The sequence below is a fragment of the Pontibacter arcticus genome, from assembly GCF_003284895.1.
GTDB classification, from domain to species: Bacteria; Bacteroidota; Bacteroidia; order Cytophagales; family Hymenobacteraceae; genus Pontibacter; species Pontibacter arcticus.
This window is the reverse complement of sequence record NZ_QMDV01000004.1, coordinates 2,501-18,994: the sequence shown is the minus strand read 5'-3', so window position 1 is coordinate 18,994 and position 16,494 is coordinate 2,501. Positions and strand designations below refer to the sequence as shown.

The window sequence follows — 16,494 nt, the reverse complement described above, 5'->3', positions numbered from 1 at the left end:
TTATACTTAACGCGTTGACGCGCCACCACTGATGAACGACATTTATTTTTGGGTTATATTCAATGCTTTTGTTTTGTTGCTGCTAGGCCTGGATTTATTTGTATTCCACCGAAAAGAGCACGAAGTAAAAATTAAAGAGGCACTTTTAACCAGCTTGTTCTGGATTGTGCTGGCGCTTTGCTTTAACGTCGGTATCTACTTCTGGAAAGGCCAGGAACCAGCCCTTGAGTTTCTAACAGCTTACCTCATCGAGAAATCGTTGAGTGTAGACAACCTGTTCGTATTCATACTTATTTTCAACTTCTTTAAAGTACCTACCAAGTACCAGCATAACCTGCTTTTCTGGGGTGTGATTGGAGCGCTGGTGCTGCGGGCCATCTTTATACTAGTTGGTGTAGCCTTGATCGCTAAATTCCATTTTATTATCTATATCCTGGGGGCGTTCCTGGTGTACACGGGTATCAAAATGGCTTTCACGTCAAACGAAGACATCGACCCGGATAATAACCCACTCGTTAACTGGGTCAGCAAGCACCTGCCCATGACCAAGACTGCTGTTGGAGGTAAGTTTTTTGTAAAGCAAAATGGTAAATGGTTGGCAACCCCGTTGTTCCTGGTCCTGATTATGATCGAAAGTACGGACGTGGTATTTGCTGCCGACTCTATTCCGGCTATCCTCGCCATTTCCAAAGATCCTTTTATAGTTTATACTTCTAATGTGTTTGCCTTGCTTGGTTTGCGGGCTTTATACTTTGCACTGGCCGGCATTATGCAACTGTTCCATTACCTGCACTACGGCCTGTCGCTGATATTGGTATTTATTGGGGCTAAGCTGCTGCTGAGCGATATTTACCACCTGGATATGCGCGTTGCCCTGCTGGTTGTGGGCGGTATTCTGGCCGGTTCGGTTATACTTTCGTTGCTGTTTCCGAAGAGCGAAGACGAGCTTCCGAAACCACCGGTTTCTGAGTAAGTTCATACTTTTTATTTTACTGTCAGAAATTTTTAAGCGGATAAATTTGCTTTTCAGAAAATTATTATTCTAACTTGCATCAAAACAAGAACAATGACTTTATTCTGCAACAATATGTTTATTTACACAGCAAAGGTCCTCTACCGGGGTTCCTGTGATAACATATTGTGCCTGTAGCAATAGTATACTTATCCAGAGAGCCCCGCCCAAAAGCGGGGCTTTTTGTTTTTCTACCTTTTTGTAAATCAACTTTTAACGGCGATCAGCTTATCGAAACAAGCCTATTCTGACCAAAATAACCATGAGAGCAAGTAAAGAAACCAGACCTGAAGCATGGCCTTCTGCCTTCCGAAGCGAGCGCAGTGAGCCCGTGCTGTTAGCTGGCCCCTGCCACATCGAAACCGAAACCCAACTACTGGAAACTGCACAGCACCTGAAAAATGTACAGGCAAACGGCATCCTGAAAGTATGTATCTGGGAATCTAATGCACGTCCAGGTAATACAGAGGATATGGCATCGATGCGGCTTACCTGGCTCCGTAAAGTGAAAGAAAAAACCGGCCTGCGTACTGCCTGCGCTGTTTCGAATGCGTTGCAAGCAGAAGAAGCTCTGGCGTACGATGTGGATATACTTTGCATAAACGGCCACACAACCGTTAACCCATTTGCCGTTCAGGAAATTGCTGATGCCCTGCGTGGTACCACTACACCAGTACTGGTAAGCAACCCCGTTTACCCGAACCTGGGCTTGTGGCTGGGCGCTTTTGAAAGGTTAAGAAATGCCGGCCTGCAGGACTTAGGCGCGATCCACGATGGGTTTGCTGCCGAAGACCGTGCCTTGTACCACCACCACCCGAAGTGGGAATTTATACTTGGTTTGCGAAACGAACTACCTGAGATGCCTATACTTTGCGATGCCAGCACCATAGCGGGCAAACGCAGCCTGTTGTACCCGGTAGCACAGCGTGCGCTTGCCTATGGTATAAACGGCTTAGTGCTGGATGTTAACCTTAGTACCGATGGCAGGCAGCACAGCAGGCAAGAACTGATGCTGCAGGAACTGGATTTGTTGCTGAACGCGCTCCAAACCAATGCAAAACTCCCTGAAACAACCGTGCTCGTGGACCAGCTCGATACCCTGCGCCAGAAAATTGAAACGCTGGATGATGAACTGCTGGAGTTACTCTTGCAAAGGGCCGCGCTGGCCGGTCAGGTAAGCAGCTATGGATTAGGCAATACTAAAGCTACCCAACTGAACAACAGCGAAAAACAATTACAGATTAGCAGGCTGCTAGCCCAGGGTAATAGTATACTTTCAGGGGCTTTTGTTGCGGAAACTGATGTGTATGACAGCGCAGCAGTAGCCTGCTAGAGAAGTATAAATTACCGGGCAGGCACGTTTTCTGGAATAAGAGTGTTAAGTTGCGGTATAATAACATCTCAAATTTAAACGTAATGAAAACTCCTATTTCGAGGCTACGCACAATTGGTATGTATGAAGGTATCTCTTACCTGCTTTTGTTAGGTATAGCTATGCCGCTCAAGTATATGTTTGATATGCCGCTGTTTGTAAAGTATATCGGCTGGGCACACGGTGTGCTGTTTGTACTTTACATGGTAGCCTTGCTGCAGGTAGTGCTTGTGCACCGGTGGTCTTTTATGAAAGCAGCGGCCGGCTTTGTGGCTTCGCTCCTTCCGTTCGGGCCATTTATATTGGATAAAAAGTTATTGCAGGAAGAAGAAAAACCAAAAGCAGCTGTAAAGCAAAAGCAGACGGCTTAATTCAATCTGATACTAAGTATAAACCAAAGCGGCCACCTTCTACAAGGTGGCCGCTTTGGTTTATACTTTATTCGCTTCCGTTTTCAGGCCTGCTTTTCTGGCTGAGGCTTGTGCGATGATACTGGCAATTAACAACTGCAAAGCATGATAGATCATGATCGGCAGTAAGATAATGCCTACCATAGTCGCATCCGGGAAAAGCACTTTAGACATAATTGTGCCGTGTACCAATGATTTTTTAGAGCCGCAGAACACAGCCGTAATTTTATCTTCGCGGTTAAAGTCAAGCATTCTACTGATACCGGTGATCAGACCATACACCAGGGAAAAAAGTACCAGCATCGCTGCCCCAAGTATAAACAGGTTTGCAATACTGTAGCCACTAAACATATCGCGGGCAAAAGACTCGCAGAACGAAGTATAAACGATCGTTAAAATAATAACCTGATCGAAGTATCGGAGTTTCTTTTTATGTTTCTCAGCGAAGCCACCCCAGCGTTTATGCAGCATAATTCCGAGCGCGACCGGCAACACAACCTGTACCACCAGTTTGCCCATGATCTGGGCCATATCAAAATCCGAAGAAGTAGTTGTAAGTACCAGGCTCATCCAGAGTGGCGTTATAAATACGCCTAGCAAACTCGATATACTGGCATTAAATATAGCTGCCGGCATGTTTCCTCCTGCTATCGACACCATCACCACCGACGAGGAAACCGTAGAAGGCAGCGCTGCCAGGTAAAAAGTGCCCAGCCATAAAAACTCTGCATTGGTGCCTTCAAAAAAATACCGTAACGGAATTATAAGCAACGGAAAAAGTATAAACGTACTGAGTTGCACTACAAGATGCAGTTTCCAGGTGCTGAGGCCGGCGCGTAGTTTCTCAGGGCTCAGCCGCAGACCATAAAAAAAGAAGATAACCGATACGCCGTACGTTGCTACATCGCCTAACGAAACAGGTTCCCGGTCGATGCCACCGTTAGGCCACAGGTAAGCCAGCAAAATCATACTTACAAGTGCCAGCATAAACCAGTCTAACCCAAACCTGGCGGCGGTTGCGCCCAACCTCGGAATTAATCCAACGGCATTCTCTATATCATTGGTTTTCTTCATGTAAAAGGCAAGTATAAAAACAGGGTTGCTGTAAATGCAACAGCCCTGCAAACGTGTGCAAGGCTGTTATGTTTGGGTACTACCGGTTTAAAAATCCAGCATGTCTATGGTCTGAAGCTCGAATTCGGTTGAGTCAGGTTCTAGTTGGGTTGTATCTATGGCAGTAACTACCAAATCGCGGGCGCGGCCGTACAGGCGCACATTCGGATACAGGTTATCGTATACTTCACGCGAGATCAGGCCGCGTTTCAGCATATGGCTCCCGATGAGGCGGTAATAACCACTTTTATAGCTGCGCAGGTTTCCGTAACTATCAAAAGAAGAACGGTAGCGTTTCGGGCTCGGAATTATACTTGTCAGGAAGATGGCTTCGGCCAGGTTGAGTTCGGATGGCTGTTTGCCAAAATAAAACCTGGAAGCATCTTTTGCGCCATACACGTTCGGGCCCCACTCAATAATGTTCAGGTATACTTCAAACATACGGTTTTTAGAAACCAGGTCTAAATTTTCCATCAGCCACACAATAATCGCTTCTTCCACTTTTCGCGAAACTGTTTTCTGGCGCGTCAGGAATACGTTTTTTACCAGCTGCATCGAAATGGTACTACCGCCCCGTGCAAACTCTCCGGTTTCCAGGTTTTTGGCAATTGCCTGCCGAAACGCTTCTTCATGAAAACCGTTGTGGCTATAGAAATACGCATCTTCAGCAGTTAAAATGGCATTGCGCAAGTACGGCGAAATAGAGCCGATGTGGCTGAAGAATGGGTTGGAAGGCCCGACAGTAAACGTACGAACCGGCTTGCCATACTCATACACGGTGTGCTCGAATGAGCCATTAATTTTCTGCAGATTGGTTTTTCCCCACTTCACGATCTTGAAGTTTTTGGAAGCATCCAGGTCCGAATTGAAACGCACATAATCGATGCTATCCATGTTCAGGTGGAAGCTCATTTTATACTTCAGGTTGCCCTGCGTTTTTATACCATCCAGGTTTTCGAATAAGCCGGTCGGCAGCGAATCGAAGAAATTATCGCCGGGCATTTCGGCTGTTTTTACCTGCAGGTCAATTATTTTGGAGGTTGCATTCTGGTAGGCTGCGTAGATGTTCGCTTTGGCTTTGTTTACCCGCACTTCGGTCAGGCTATCGACCACATACAGGTTTGGCCCGAGCGTCACCACATAATCCACGGCAGCTTCTTTTACCACCACATCTTGATCCGCGATCTTCTCATGGTTTACCACCAGGTTATTGATCATGCCGGTACCTTTCACGGTTAACTTATCGTTCCGGAACCGCTTGTTATTTAAGCTGATGTGCAGGGTATCGAACGCAACGGCCGCGTCGAATTTATCTTTTACATAAGGCAGTACGATCCCTTTGTTATCGGTGGCATACAAACTGGCAGAAATATTGTAATCGCCGGGATCGATGGTACCTTTTACCCGCATGTTATTTACAATGGAATCTGTCCGGATGGCGAGTTCTGTATTGATGTTACCTTCCTCTACCGTCAGGAAAGGCATTTTAACGGAGATGGTACGGTTATCTGAAACATACGAAACATTCAGGTTCTTGAAATCGACCTGATCGGGTACGTTATCAAAAGCGGTTTCGATGAGGCGGTTGAGCAGTTCGCCGTAGTTACGCGATTTTATGGCCGTTGTATCAACAGGCGCACCATCTTCTTTTTTCAGCAGAAACGAGAAGTTATCCTTGTCGCCGGATTTGGTAGCCGTGAAAAAACCATTGGCCACCTCAAGGCGGTTAAACACAATGCGTCCCTTAAAAATAGACCGGATACTAACCGTAGCATGTACACTATCAGTAGAGAAAAGCGTATCGCGGCCATCCGGCACCAGGGTAATACCAGTTAGCGCCACCGAGTTCAGGTCGATAAACCGGGCGCTGGCAATGTTAAAATCTACGGGGTATTTATTTTCTACTTTCGTGATGACCTTCCGGATCGTATATTCCAGGAGGCTGCCTCTGAAGCTGATAAGTAAGATAAAGGCAATCAGGAGGAAGGCCAGCACGCCGCCAACCCACAGTATAATTCTTTTTTTCAAACGCTGGTCCAAAATATTCCGGTGCGAATTAACTAATAAGATTCAGTATCAAAAAATAAGAATGGTATTAATAATCGTTACAAACACAGCTGTAAATCATCGCCAAATCTTTAGATACATTAATTTCCTACTACGCTAAATGCTTTTTTAAGATATAATACATTTATTTTCAGGAAGCTTATCCTCAACCATCATACCAAACAATCGGTTACCTGGCTATTGGCTAACAACTTACGCCGCTGTTAGCACCAGATCTACAAAGTATAATACAAGGAAAAATTTAAACCGAAACCGTAAACCTGATGCGTTGCTTTTTGGCTTACTCATGCTTTCGTGCTTATCTTTGGTCTTACGTACGATACATCCGCATGAACCTGACAACACTTACTGCCCTTTCGCCAGTTGATGGCCGTTACCGCCGCAACACTTCCGAACTGGCGGGTTACTTTTCTGAGTTTGGCCTGATACGCTACCGTGTATTGGTAGAAGTAGAATATTTTATCGCTCTTTGCGAGCAGCCGTTGCCACAATTAGAAGCCATTCCGACGGATATTTTCCAGCAGCTGCGCGCCATTTACCAGAACTTTTCTGAAGCCGATGCCCTGGAAATCAAAGAAACAGAAAAGACGACCAACCACGATGTAAAAGCGGTGGAGTATTTCCTGAAAGAAAGATTTGATGCGCTTGGTTTAGGTGAGTACAAAGAGTTTATACATTTCGGACTTACGTCTCAGGATGTGAATAACACGGCTATTCCGCTTTCGATACGCGAGGCAGATGAAAGCGTGTTGCAGCCTAATTACAGAAACCTGCACGCCACTTTAGAGAAACTTGCCCAGCAATGGAAAGCTATTCCGATGCTGGCCCATACGCACGGTCAGCCTGCTTCGCCAACCCGCCTGGGCAAAGAGATCATGGTTTTCGCGGAGCGTTTACAGGTGCAACTGGAGCTCTTAAAGCAAATTCCGTTTTCGGCTAAGTTTGGTGGCGCTACCGGTAATTTTAACGCGCACCATGTAGCCTATCCAAGTATAAACTGGCCTGAGTTCGGGAATAAGTTTGTAGCTAACGCACTTGGCTTGCAGCGCAGCCAGTATACTACGCAAATTGAACATTATGATAACCTGGCTGCTTACTTTGATGGCCTGAAGAGACTGAACACTATTCTGATAGACTTTTCGAGGGATGTGTGGCAGTATGTGTCGATGGGTTATTTCAAGCAAAAGATAAAAGCCGGCGAAGTTGGCTCGTCTGCGATGCCGCATAAAGTGAATCCGATCGATTTTGAAAACGCGGAAGGTAACTTAGGAATAGCCAACGCCATATTAGAACATCTTGCTGCCAAGCTGCCAATTTCGCGCCTGCAACGCGACCTGACCGATTCGACTGTACTACGCAATGTTGGTGTGCCGCTAGCGCATATCCTGATCGCTTTAAAATCGTTGGAGCGAGGCATTGGAAAACTTGAACTGAACGAGGCGGCTCTAACCCATCATCTGGAAGAAAACTGGGCTGTAGTGGCAGAAGGCATCCAGACGGTGCTGCGCCGTGAAGGCTATCCGCAACCTTACGAAGCCCTGAAAGCACTTACCCGCAAAAACGATAAGATCACAGCGAAAACCATTGCCGACTTTATTCAGACTCTGGATGTTTCGGATGCAGTAAAGGCTGAGTTAACCAATATTACGCCTTATACCTATACCGGCGTAGATCTGCTCTAACAAAGTATAAACTATAAAAAAGCCCGGTTGTTAGTAGCAGCCGGGCTTTTTTCGTTAAGGCACTTACCTAAACTCATGCTTTTATACTTGCCGCCAGCTCCCAAACCGATTTCACAAAAACAGGCCAGCTAAAGCGCGCTTTATACTTTTGGATGTGCTGCGACATACCTTGTGCCTGGCCTGAAGTATAAAAATCGTTTATAGCTCCTGCAATGGCTTCAGCGTTCGGGGCAACTACATAACCTACCTCACCGTCCGGTACAAGTTCGGCTAAGCCACCAACGTTGGTTATGACCATCGGCTTATCGAAATGATAGGCAATCTGGGTTACACCGCTTTGGGTAGCGTGTTTATAAGGCTGTACCACCAAATCTCCGGCGCAAAAATAGTGGCGGACTTCGGAATTGGGAATAAAATTAGTGCGCAGTATAAGCTTATCCTGTAAGTCAAGTTCCTGTATCAGCTCCAGATATGGCTCGGCAGCTTCGTAAAATTCGCCGGCTATGATCAGTTTTATACTTGGGTTGGCTTTTAAAACAGGCTCAGCTAACGCTCTGAGTAAAAGGTCCAACCCTTTATAAGCCCGGATAAACCCGAAAAACAGGATGTAGTTATACTTCGGATCCAGGTCTAAAGCAGTGCAGGCTTCGGCTTTTGTTTCGGGCTGTCCGAAATTATCATACAACGGATGTGGCAAGTATAAACTCGGCTTCCGGGGTTCAAACTGTAACAAATCCTGTTGCACAGACCGCGACATTGTTATAAACCCGTGGCAGGCGCGCAGGAAATAGCTGGTAAGCGGTGTATCGCCGGGGCGTTTTTCGTGCGGAATTACGTTATCCGTGATGGCCAGAATACGGCTATACTTATTGCGGCGAATGATGCGGGCTATCGTGCCCAGGCATGGTGCCATAAAAGGAAGCCAATACCGGAAAATGACCAGATCAGGTTTTTGTTTCCGGATGTAGTTACCGGCGCGCCACCAGCTGATCGGGTTGATGGAGTTGATCAGCACTTTAATGGTTAATCCTTCCGGAGGGGCTTCCTCAGAATACTGGCTTTTGCCTGGAAAAAGAAAAGCGGGGTATTGCAGGCTGAAAGTTACGATTTCTACTTCGTTTCCTGCCTCCTGTAAAGCATAAGCCAGGCGCTCGTTAAACGTAGCCATGCCACCGCCTCGCAGCGGATAAGCCGGGCCTACTATTATAACGCGCTTTGCTGCCATTATTTACGGATAGCGCCAGTTTTATCTTTGATCAGGTACTCGTTTCGTTTAGCTGATGACATGGAAATCATTTCGGCAAGGAAACCCGCCAGGAACAGCTGCACCCCAAGTATAACCGCCACCAATGACAAGTAAAACAAAGGCTGGTCTACCACATCGCGCACGCGCCCATCCGAATACAACCTGAATATTTTTTGCATGATCAGCCAGAAAGTTATGCCCAAACCAACCAGGAACATGAGCGTGCCTAGACTTCCGAAAAAGTGCATCGGTCGCTTTTTAAACCTCGAAACAAACGTAATCGAAAGCAGATCAAGGAAACCGTACACGAAGCGCTCTAGGCCAAATTTGGTGGTGCCATACTTTCGTTCCTGATGCTGTACCACACGCTCGGTAATGCGCGTAAAGCCGTGCCATTTTGCAATAACAGGTATGTAGCGGTGCATTTCGCCGTGCACTTCTATACTTTTAACTACAAGTTGGCGGTAAGCTTTCAGGCCACAATTAAAATCATGGAGTTGGATACCTGATAATTTGCGCGTGGCCGCATTAAAAAGTTTGGTAGGAATTGTTTTGCTGAGCGGATCGAAGCGTTTTTTCTTCCAGCCCGATACCATATCATACTTCTGATTTTTGATGATATCGTAAAGTGCCGGAATCTCGTCGGGGCTGTCCTGCAGGTCGGCATCCATGGTAATCACCACTTCGCCGGCGCAACGCTTAAAGCCTTCGTTCAGGGCGGCAGATTTGCCGTAATTGCGGTTAAAACTGATGCCTTTTACAGCGTTGTCTTCCGCGCTCAGATCATGTACTACTTCCCAGGAGCGGTCTGTGCTACCATCATCCACCAGGATAATTTCATAAGAAAACCCGTGCGCGTGCATAACACGCTTTATCCAGCGCACGAGTTCCGGCAGCGATTCTTCTTCGTTAAAAAGCGGAACAACTACCGATATATCAAAAGGGTATTCCATGTAAGGTTATTCGAACTGGGGGCGGCTGTTTTTCATGATAGCCGAAATGATAAGAGAAAGCAGGAAACCAACGATAATGTATCCGATCAGAGAACCGATAACCATCATACCCGGCCCCTGGAAACTTGAAGCCATCGACATAGCAGCATCAATCTGTTCATCACTCATGCCTTGGTTTTCTAACTCCATGATCTGCTTTTCCATCATGTTAGCCATGTAAGCAGTATCTATAAACGAAGTATAAATCCACATAAAAATTCCGCCTAATAAACCGGCTACTGCGGAAACAACTGTGCCTATGCCCAATCCCTGCCCATAAGACATATAGCCATAATTTGATTCTTTATAAGCTTTCATAGCCAGTACGATCAGAGCAATCAGAATAAGATACCCTACGCTCATTAACCATTGGTTAGAAGACAAATCAACTACTAACAGAATCAGGGTGTAGACAATAATGATCAGGCCTGCAATGCCACCATACTTCAGGGCAACAGACATTACAGAAGGCTGGGTCTGGGTTTCATTCATAGTTTTTATGTTTTAAGGTTAAGTTGTACTATTTACGAAAAAAAACGGCAGCAACTAACGAAAATACACCTCCTACAAAAATCCTTCTCACAAAATCGTCTGCGGCTTGCATGGTGGGTGTAGTAGACTCCAGTGCAGCCACGGCCTCGTTATATACTTTGGCACCTAATAATCTTATCTGTTCAGCTTCTGTTTCGGCTAACAAAGCTTTGGTTTCGGCAATGTGCGTTTGTAATATTTCCGGTCCAACGATGTAGATGAGCAGAAAAACCAGCAACGAGGCACACAATGCGGCGTAAAATGCAACCGAAAGGCCCACCCGGAATCCTTTACCAAAGCCTAATTCAGCTTCATCAAACTTCTTAAAATAGCGGATCGCCAGAAAGATAAAAACAGGCAGCGGCACGTAACTCCAGCGGCCCAGATCACCAAACGGATTAGCGCCCAGAAAGTATAACAGCAGCATAATGACAAAACACGCCAACCCACCAAGTACGCCGTAACGCACCCCTACTCTCACTATACTTTGGTTAAACATAAAGAAATTTACTTTTAAGTGTTGCTGCCAACATACAGCTAATATAGTATAAAATATATTAAAAAGTATGGCTGAGCACTAATTGTTGCTTATGAAAGGTACCGATTACTTTGCCTGTCAGGGGCTTACCGTAAAATGGCGAATTTCTTGATTTAGAAGCAGTTTCTTCTTCCGTAGGCGTCCAGGTAAGGTTAGGATGGAAGAGTGTTAAATTGGCAACCTGGCCGGTTTCTATTTTTGGTTGCGCTAAACCAAGTATGCGGCGCGGGCCGGATGTAAATTTCTCAATGATCTGCTCTAAACTCAGCGCATCGGTTAAATTAGTAATCGCGACTGCAAAAGCCGTTTCCAGGTTGATAATACCGAAATCAGCCAGATCAAATTCCAGCTTTTTAGCTTCGGTATCGTGTGGCTGGTGCGCTGATACGAGTGCATCGATCGTATTATCCAACAGCCCTTGCTTAATAGCCTCTACATCGATTTCGCTTCTGAAAGGTGGTAGCACTTTGTAATTGGTATCGAATGGAAGTATGGTTTCGTCGGTAAAGGCAGCCTGATAACTGGCCACATCGCAGGTTACCTGTAGCCCGGCTTGCTTGGCTTTCCGGATAGCTTCTATGGATGCCGCAGTAGATACAAGCGAGAAATGAAGCTTGCCTCCTGTGTAGGATAAGATCTGTAAATCGCGGGTTACCATAACTTCTTCGGCAATGGCCGGTATCCCTTTCATACCGAGTCTTGTACTTGCCTGGCCTTCGTGCATTTGGCCGTGTTCGCTTAAACGGCTATGATCGGGCCTGTTCAGCAACAGGCCATTAAATAATTGCAAATACTGCAACGCTTTTATCAATACATCTGCTCCTTGCAAGGGGTTGGTGCCATCTGTAAAAGCAACTGCGCCTGCATGGTGCAGGTCAATCATTTCGGTGAGGTCTTTGCCCTGCGCATCTGTGGTAACAGTTGCCGTGGGGTGTAATGTTACAGGCAAACCTAAAGCGCCATGCTTTATAAAATGGATACTCCCTTTACTCTGAACAACTGGCGCCGTATTCGGAAAACAAACCACTTCTGTAAAGCCACCTCTTGCTGCAGCAGCTGCTAATGATTGCAGGTCTTCGCGATGCTCCAGGCCTGGCTCACCTGTAAAAGCATTCATATCTACCCAACCCGTCGAAACACAAAGCCCTTCCAACTCAACAACTTTATCAGCCTCTTTGTCATCAGGGCCAATATACGTGATGATTCCCTTTTCAATCAGGATGTTTTGTTTCTGTAAATGGTAAGCCGATTGTGGGTCGTAGATGGTGGCTGCCCGCAGGAGTAGGTTCATATTACAAGATTCTAATAAGTGCTATTTCTGCCATCAGGAAGAACAGACACAATATTAGGCAATATTTCCAAAGCTTAACACCAAAATATCGTTTTTCAAATTCTCCTTTTACTGTGAAGTTGTCGCTGTAATCATATACCTGTATGTTTTTATACTTTTCTCCCAGCATCGCACGAAGTTCATCAGGGGTATATTGTGCCAGTTCTGATTCGGCTCTGTCGTAATTAAAAGCTAAATTTGAGACCACGGAATCCTGGTGTGTCAACGTATAAAACCCGGCCTGTTCTATTGCCTCCGGAATAGTGAAGTATAACTTGCCCCCGCGCAACTGTTGCTCCGGTATAAATTCGACAGAATCTTTTTTGATTTTGAAGATCCCTTCTTTTTTAGCAGATACATTAACTGGAATCGAAATTGTGTTTAGGCCTAACATATAAGCCAACTGTTGCTCCTGCTTGTAACTGGATAAAGCCATTTTGTAAAACAGCGGAACAAAAAAAGCATGGTTCACGAGCGAGTTCAGTTCCTGCTCCAAAGGCGCAGCCATCAAGTATACCTGGCCATTTCCCCTATCAAAACGAGACAAAAAAGCCGAACCACCTCTATACTTTAAAATATCTTCTGAAGCTCTGGACCAAGATGCGGACCGGACAGCTTCCGGCATTTGCATTTTAGGATCGAAATTAGAGAATACGCTCTTAAAAAAAATGTTAGCAGGATCCGGAGCCAGCAGATTCGTTTTTATACTTTGCGAATTAGCAGCTTGCAACGTAGCAGCAATATTCAAATTCTGGAAAAAGGAAGTATATCCTTCTGCTTTCGTACCGGCCGGCGGAATAACAACTACTGTCCCGCCCTCCTTTACAAAATTAGCAACCATCGCAGCTACGCCAGTAGAAAGCGAACTAACACCCTTTAATATAATGATATCGGCAAGTATAACCTGGCTATAATCTACCTGCTCAGAAGTATAAGTAGTAAATCTAAAAAGCGGCTCGGTTTTATATAAATCACTTAAAGCAGTAGATCTGCTATCCTCAATACTTACTATGGAAATAGGATTGGAAGGCGAGAGATTGAAAAAGTAAGTATTATCAAACGTTACCGGGTAATCCTCTATACTGATAGATGCTTGCTGCGAGTTGGCTTTACTGAACCTAAAGTTGATAACTGCTTCTTTCTTTTGCTGAGCAGGAATGTCTATGCTTAAAACAGCCGCTTGTTCTTTTCCTATAAAGAACTTAACAGGAATATCTTCCACGTCATTATTACCTGTATTTCGCAGTAAAATATGTAACTTATTTTCTACCTCAGCTCTTAAAAACTCATCTTCCAGAAAAACGGAGTCAATCACTATATTGTGTTTGGCCCCACTTTCCAAAGGCACCAAGTGGATTTGTGCACTAGAATCTGCTGAATTCAACGAAGAAAGTTTGAAACTGCTTTTCTGAAAATCAGATATAAAAAAAAGATGCGAATCAGGCTTTGTATTTTTAAAAAAGGATGGGAAAGTATTACCTACAAAAGACAACTCTTCAATTTGCGTAATAGCTTCTTCTTTCTGTAGTTGGTCTTTAACAGAATTGTTAAGGAAAACAGAAAAGTATGTTTGAGACGGAAACAAATTAATGATAGAACTGGCTAACTCTTTTCCGGTTTCTAGTAAAGTCAGATCATTATCCGCCTTTGTTTGCTGCATACTATAACTGGTATCAAGAACCAGCTTTACATCTCGGGTATCAGCATTCAAGCCGGTATTTGCCGGAATAAATGGCTGCGAGAAAGCCAATACCAGGAATGTGATAAATAATATTCTACAAATAAGAATCAACCATTCCTTAATATTTCGCTGGCTGGCTGTAATATTCTTAGATTGCTGAATAAACTTAACATTGCTAAAAACAATTTTTTTGGTTTTCCGCAATTGGATCAGGTGAAGTACCACCGGTACACTGATAGCGGCTAAAGCAAAGAGGAATACAGGATAAAGAAAAGCCATAAACCAAGATACGCAGTTCTTATTAGTTTAAGCTTGTAGGATAGTAAAAAAATCAGGTTTGTTATAAAGCAAAATCCTCCCCGTCTACGTGGCGTAAACGGGGAGGATTTGAAGGGGTTGGCGGCCACCTACTCTCCCACCTGTGAAGGCAGTACCATCGGCGCATCCGGGCTTAACTTCTCTGTTCGGGATGGGAAGAGGTGAACACCGGAGCCATAGCCACCATTATCGTTGTGCAGTCTTGGTTGCACATAATGGCATAAGTTATTTGACTTTTGGGAGAGAGCAAGAAGAGGCGGGCCGGTTGTAAACCGGATTCTTCAAGCCGAAGCTTATAGAGAACGCGCCCGGGCAATTAGTACCGCTCGGCTGTGCTGTTTCCAGCTTTACACCTGCGGCCTATCAACGTCATCGTCTCTGACGGCCCTTACAGGGAGATCTCATCTTGGGGTGGGTTTCGCACTTAGATGCTTTCAGCGCTTATCCCATCCGAGCGTAGCTACCCTGCGCTGCCGCTGGCGCGACAACAGGTACACCAGAGGCTCGTCCAACCCGGTCCTCTCGTACTAAGGTCAGAACCCCTCAAATCTCCAACGCCCACAACAGATAGGGACCGAACTGTCTCACGACGTTCTGAACCCAGCTCGCGTGCCACTTTAATCGGCGAACAGCCGAACCCTTGGGACCTTCTCCAGCCCCAGGACGTGACGAGCCGACATCGAGGTGCCAAACCTCCCCGTCGATATGAGCTCTTGGGGGAGATCAGCCTGTTATCCCCGGCGTACCTTTTATCCTTTGAGCGATGGCCCTTCCATGCGGAACCACCGGATCACTATATCCGCCTTTCGGCCCTGCTCGGCTTGTAGGCCTCACAGTCAAGCACCCTTGTGCTATTGCGCTCTACGCACGGTTACCAAGCGTGCTGAGGGTACCTTTGAAAGCCTCCGTTATTATTTTGGAGGCGACCACCCCAGTCAAACTACCCACCAAACACTGTTCCCCCTTCTAGGAGGTTAGGCTCCAAGCAACTCAAGGGCCGTATTTCAAGGATGGCTCCATGACGCCTAGCGACGCCACTTCACAGCCTCCGGCCTATCCTACACATGAGTTACCCAGAGTCAATGTTAAGCTATAGTAAAGGTGCACGGGGTCTTTCCGTCCCGTTGCGGGTACTCGGCATCTTCACCGAGACTACAATTTCACCGAGCTCACGGCTGAGACAGCGCCCAGATCGTTACACCATTCGTGCAGGTCGGAACTTACCCGACAAGGAATTTCGCTACCTTAGGACCGTTATAGTTACGGCCGCCGTTTACTGGGGCTTCGATTCAGAGCTTCGCCTTGCGGCTAACCCCCCCTCTTAACCTTCCAGCACCGGGCAGGTGTCAGGCCTTATACTTCATCTCTCGATTTCGCAAAGCCATGTGTTTTTGTTAAACAGTCGCCTGGGCCTTTTCACTGCGGCTTCTTGTATTGCTACAAGGAAGCGCCCCTTCTCCCGAAGTTACAGGGCCATTTTGCCGAGTTCCTTGGCCGTGATTCACTCGAGCACCTTAGGATTCTCTCCTCGACCACCTGTGTCGGTTTGCGGTACGGGCGGCTACATATTTAAACGCTTAGCGGGTTTTCTTGGGAGCCGGATTAGGGACATTATCTCCGCGCCCGAAGGCTTGGAGTACTATCAGCTTTCAGCAAGACTGGGGGATTTGCCTCCCAATCCTATACCTACGGCCTTTAACGCACTATTCCGTCAGTGCGCAGTCCTTTCACTTCTCCGTCACCGCATCGCTATATGTAGCCGGTACTGGAATATTAACCAGTTGTCCATCGACCTGCGCTTTCGCCTCGGCCTTAGGACCCGACTAACCCTGATCCGATTAGCGTTGATCAGGAAACCTTGGTCTTTCGGTGTGCGGGTTTCTCGCCCGCATTATCGTTACTTATGCCTACATTTGCTTTTCTAAAAGCTCCAACGCCCCTGACAGGACGCCTTCACCGCCGTTAGAATGCTCCCCTACCACTTATACAATGTATAAATCCATAGCTTCGGTGCCATGCTTGATGCCCGATTATTATCGATGCCCTGTCGCTCGACCAGTGAGCTGTTACGCACTCTTTAAATGAATGGCTGCTTCCAAGCCAACATCCTGGCTGTCTAGGCAACTGGACCCCCTTTGTTCAACTTAGCGTGGACTTTGGGACCTTAGCTGATGGTCTGGGTTCTTTCCCTCTCGGCGCAGG

Annotated in this window: 12 protein-coding genes, 2 rRNA genes and 1 pseudogene (1 of these 15 running past the window's edge); 4 read left to right on the top strand and 11 right to left on the bottom strand. The window is 46.1% G+C overall.

What is annotated here, in order from left to right:
• Positions 1-31: 31 nt before the first annotated feature.
• From DP923_RS12815 to DP923_RS12805, 3 genes are all read left to right on the top strand, one after another.
• Positions 32-973 (top strand): TerC family protein, encoded by a 942-nt coding sequence (locus tag DP923_RS12815; RefSeq protein ID WP_112306282.1) that lies wholly within the window; start codon positions 32-34, stop codon positions 971-973.
• 301 nt (positions 974-1,274) lie between these two features.
• Positions 1,275-2,345 carry a chorismate mutase gene (locus DP923_RS12810; RefSeq protein ID WP_112306281.1) on the top strand — a complete coding sequence of 357 codons (1,071 nt, stop codon included), beginning with the start codon at positions 1,275-1,277 and terminating at the stop codon, positions 2,343-2,345.
• An 83-nt stretch (positions 2,346-2,428) separates the two neighbouring features.
• A complete protein-coding gene (locus DP923_RS12805; RefSeq protein WP_112306280.1) occupies positions 2,429-2,755 on the top strand; it encodes a DUF3817 domain-containing protein in 327 nt (108 codons plus the stop codon).
• A gap of 60 nt (positions 2,756-2,815) precedes the next feature.
• On the opposite strand, the gene DP923_RS12800 is transcribed toward DP923_RS12805, so the two are convergent.
• A complete protein-coding gene (locus DP923_RS12800; RefSeq protein ID WP_207801976.1) occupies positions 2,816-3,868 on the bottom strand; it encodes a bile acid:sodium symporter family protein in 1,053 nt (350 codons plus the stop codon).
• A gap of 87 nt (positions 3,869-3,955) precedes the next feature.
• A complete protein-coding gene (locus DP923_RS12795; protein WP_112306686.1) occupies positions 3,956-5,935 on the bottom strand; it encodes a transglycosylase domain-containing protein in 1,980 nt (659 codons plus the stop codon).
• A gap of 368 nt (positions 5,936-6,303) precedes the next feature.
• On the opposite strand from DP923_RS12795, the gene purB reads away from it, so the two are divergent.
• Positions 6,304-7,656 carry an adenylosuccinate lyase gene (gene purB, locus DP923_RS12790; protein WP_112306279.1) on the top strand — a complete coding sequence of 451 codons (1,353 nt, stop codon included), beginning with the start codon at positions 6,304-6,306 and terminating at the stop codon, positions 7,654-7,656.
• A gap of 73 nt (positions 7,657-7,729) precedes the next feature.
• Here the strand turns inward: purB and DP923_RS12785 are convergent, their stop codons facing one another.
• The 9 genes and pseudogenes from DP923_RS12785 to DP923_RS12750 all read right to left on the bottom strand — a co-directional run.
• Positions 7,730-8,881 (bottom strand): glycosyltransferase, encoded by a 1,152-nt coding sequence (locus DP923_RS12785; RefSeq protein WP_112306278.1) that lies wholly within the window; start codon positions 8,879-8,881, stop codon positions 7,730-7,732.
• Positions 8,881-9,855, bottom strand: a complete 975-nt coding sequence (locus DP923_RS12780; RefSeq protein WP_112306277.1) for a glycosyltransferase family 2 protein — start codon at positions 9,853-9,855, stop codon at positions 8,881-8,883. The genes DP923_RS12785 and DP923_RS12780 overlap by 1 nt, the downstream gene beginning before the upstream one ends.
• Before the next feature lie 6 nt (positions 9,856-9,861).
• Positions 9,862-10,386 (bottom strand): DUF4199 domain-containing protein, encoded by a 525-nt coding sequence (locus DP923_RS12775; protein WP_112306276.1) that lies wholly within the window; start codon positions 10,384-10,386, stop codon positions 9,862-9,864.
• Positions 10,387-10,414: 28 nt separating this feature from the next.
• Positions 10,415-10,924: a DUF4199 domain-containing protein gene (locus tag DP923_RS12770; RefSeq protein WP_112306275.1), complete on the bottom strand. Its 510-nt coding sequence runs from the start codon at positions 10,922-10,924 to the stop codon at positions 10,415-10,417.
• Between the two features lie 58 nt (positions 10,925-10,982).
• Positions 10,983-12,254, bottom strand: coding sequence for a dihydroorotase (locus tag DP923_RS12765; protein WP_112306274.1), 1,272 nt, complete (start codon positions 12,252-12,254; stop codon positions 10,983-10,985).
• Between the two features lies 1 nt (position 12,255).
• Positions 12,256-13,953 carry a hypothetical protein gene (locus tag DP923_RS12760; protein WP_239021030.1) on the bottom strand — a complete coding sequence of 566 codons (1,698 nt, stop codon included), beginning with the start codon at positions 13,951-13,953 and terminating at the stop codon, positions 12,256-12,258.
• 75 nt (positions 13,954-14,028) lie between these two features.
• A pseudogene (locus DP923_RS16930) lies at positions 14,029-14,253 on the bottom strand (BatA domain-containing protein); the annotation flags it as partial.
• Positions 14,254-14,368: 115 nt separating this feature from the next.
• Positions 14,369-14,480, bottom strand: a 5S ribosomal RNA gene (gene rrf / locus DP923_RS12755).
• Positions 14,481-14,588: 108 nt separating this feature from the next.
• A 23S ribosomal RNA gene (locus DP923_RS12750) occupies positions 14,589-16,494 on the bottom strand (it continues 989 nt past the right edge of the window).

What these genes read in the sequence shown, in the direction of transcription:
- DP923_RS12785 (WP_112306278.1), bottom strand. Translation starts at nt 8,881, where the DNA reads ATGGCAGCAAAGCGCGTTATAATAGTAGGCCCGGCTTATCCGCTGCGA.
- DP923_RS12760 (WP_239021030.1), bottom strand. Translation starts at nt 13,953, where the DNA reads ATGCAGCAAACAAAGGCGGATAATGATCTGACTTTACTAGAAACCGGA.
- DP923_RS12800 (WP_207801976.1), bottom strand. Translation starts at nt 3,868, where the DNA reads ATGAAGAAAACCAATGATATAGAGAATGCCGTTGGATTAATTCCGAGG.
- DP923_RS12810 (WP_112306281.1), top strand. Translation starts at nt 1,275, where the DNA reads ATGAGAGCAAGTAAAGAAACCAGACCTGAAGCATGGCCTTCTGCCTTC.
- DP923_RS12780 (WP_112306277.1), bottom strand. Translation starts at nt 9,855, where the DNA reads ATGGAATACCCTTTTGATATATCGGTAGTTGTTCCGCTTTTTAACGAA.
- DP923_RS12815 (WP_112306282.1), top strand. Translation starts at nt 32, where the DNA reads ATGAACGACATTTATTTTTGGGTTATATTCAATGCTTTTGTTTTGTTG.
- DP923_RS12805 (WP_112306280.1), top strand. Translation starts at nt 2,429, where the DNA reads ATGAAAACTCCTATTTCGAGGCTACGCACAATTGGTATGTATGAAGGT.
- purB (WP_112306279.1), top strand. Translation starts at nt 6,304, where the DNA reads ATGAACCTGACAACACTTACTGCCCTTTCGCCAGTTGATGGCCGTTAC.
- DP923_RS12770 (WP_112306275.1), bottom strand. Translation starts at nt 10,924, where the DNA reads ATGTTTAACCAAAGTATAGTGAGAGTAGGGGTGCGTTACGGCGTACTT.
- DP923_RS12765 (WP_112306274.1), bottom strand. Translation starts at nt 12,254, where the DNA reads ATGAACCTACTCCTGCGGGCAGCCACCATCTACGACCCACAATCGGCT.
- DP923_RS12775 (WP_112306276.1), bottom strand. Translation starts at nt 10,386, where the DNA reads ATGAATGAAACCCAGACCCAGCCTTCTGTAATGTCTGTTGCCCTGAAG.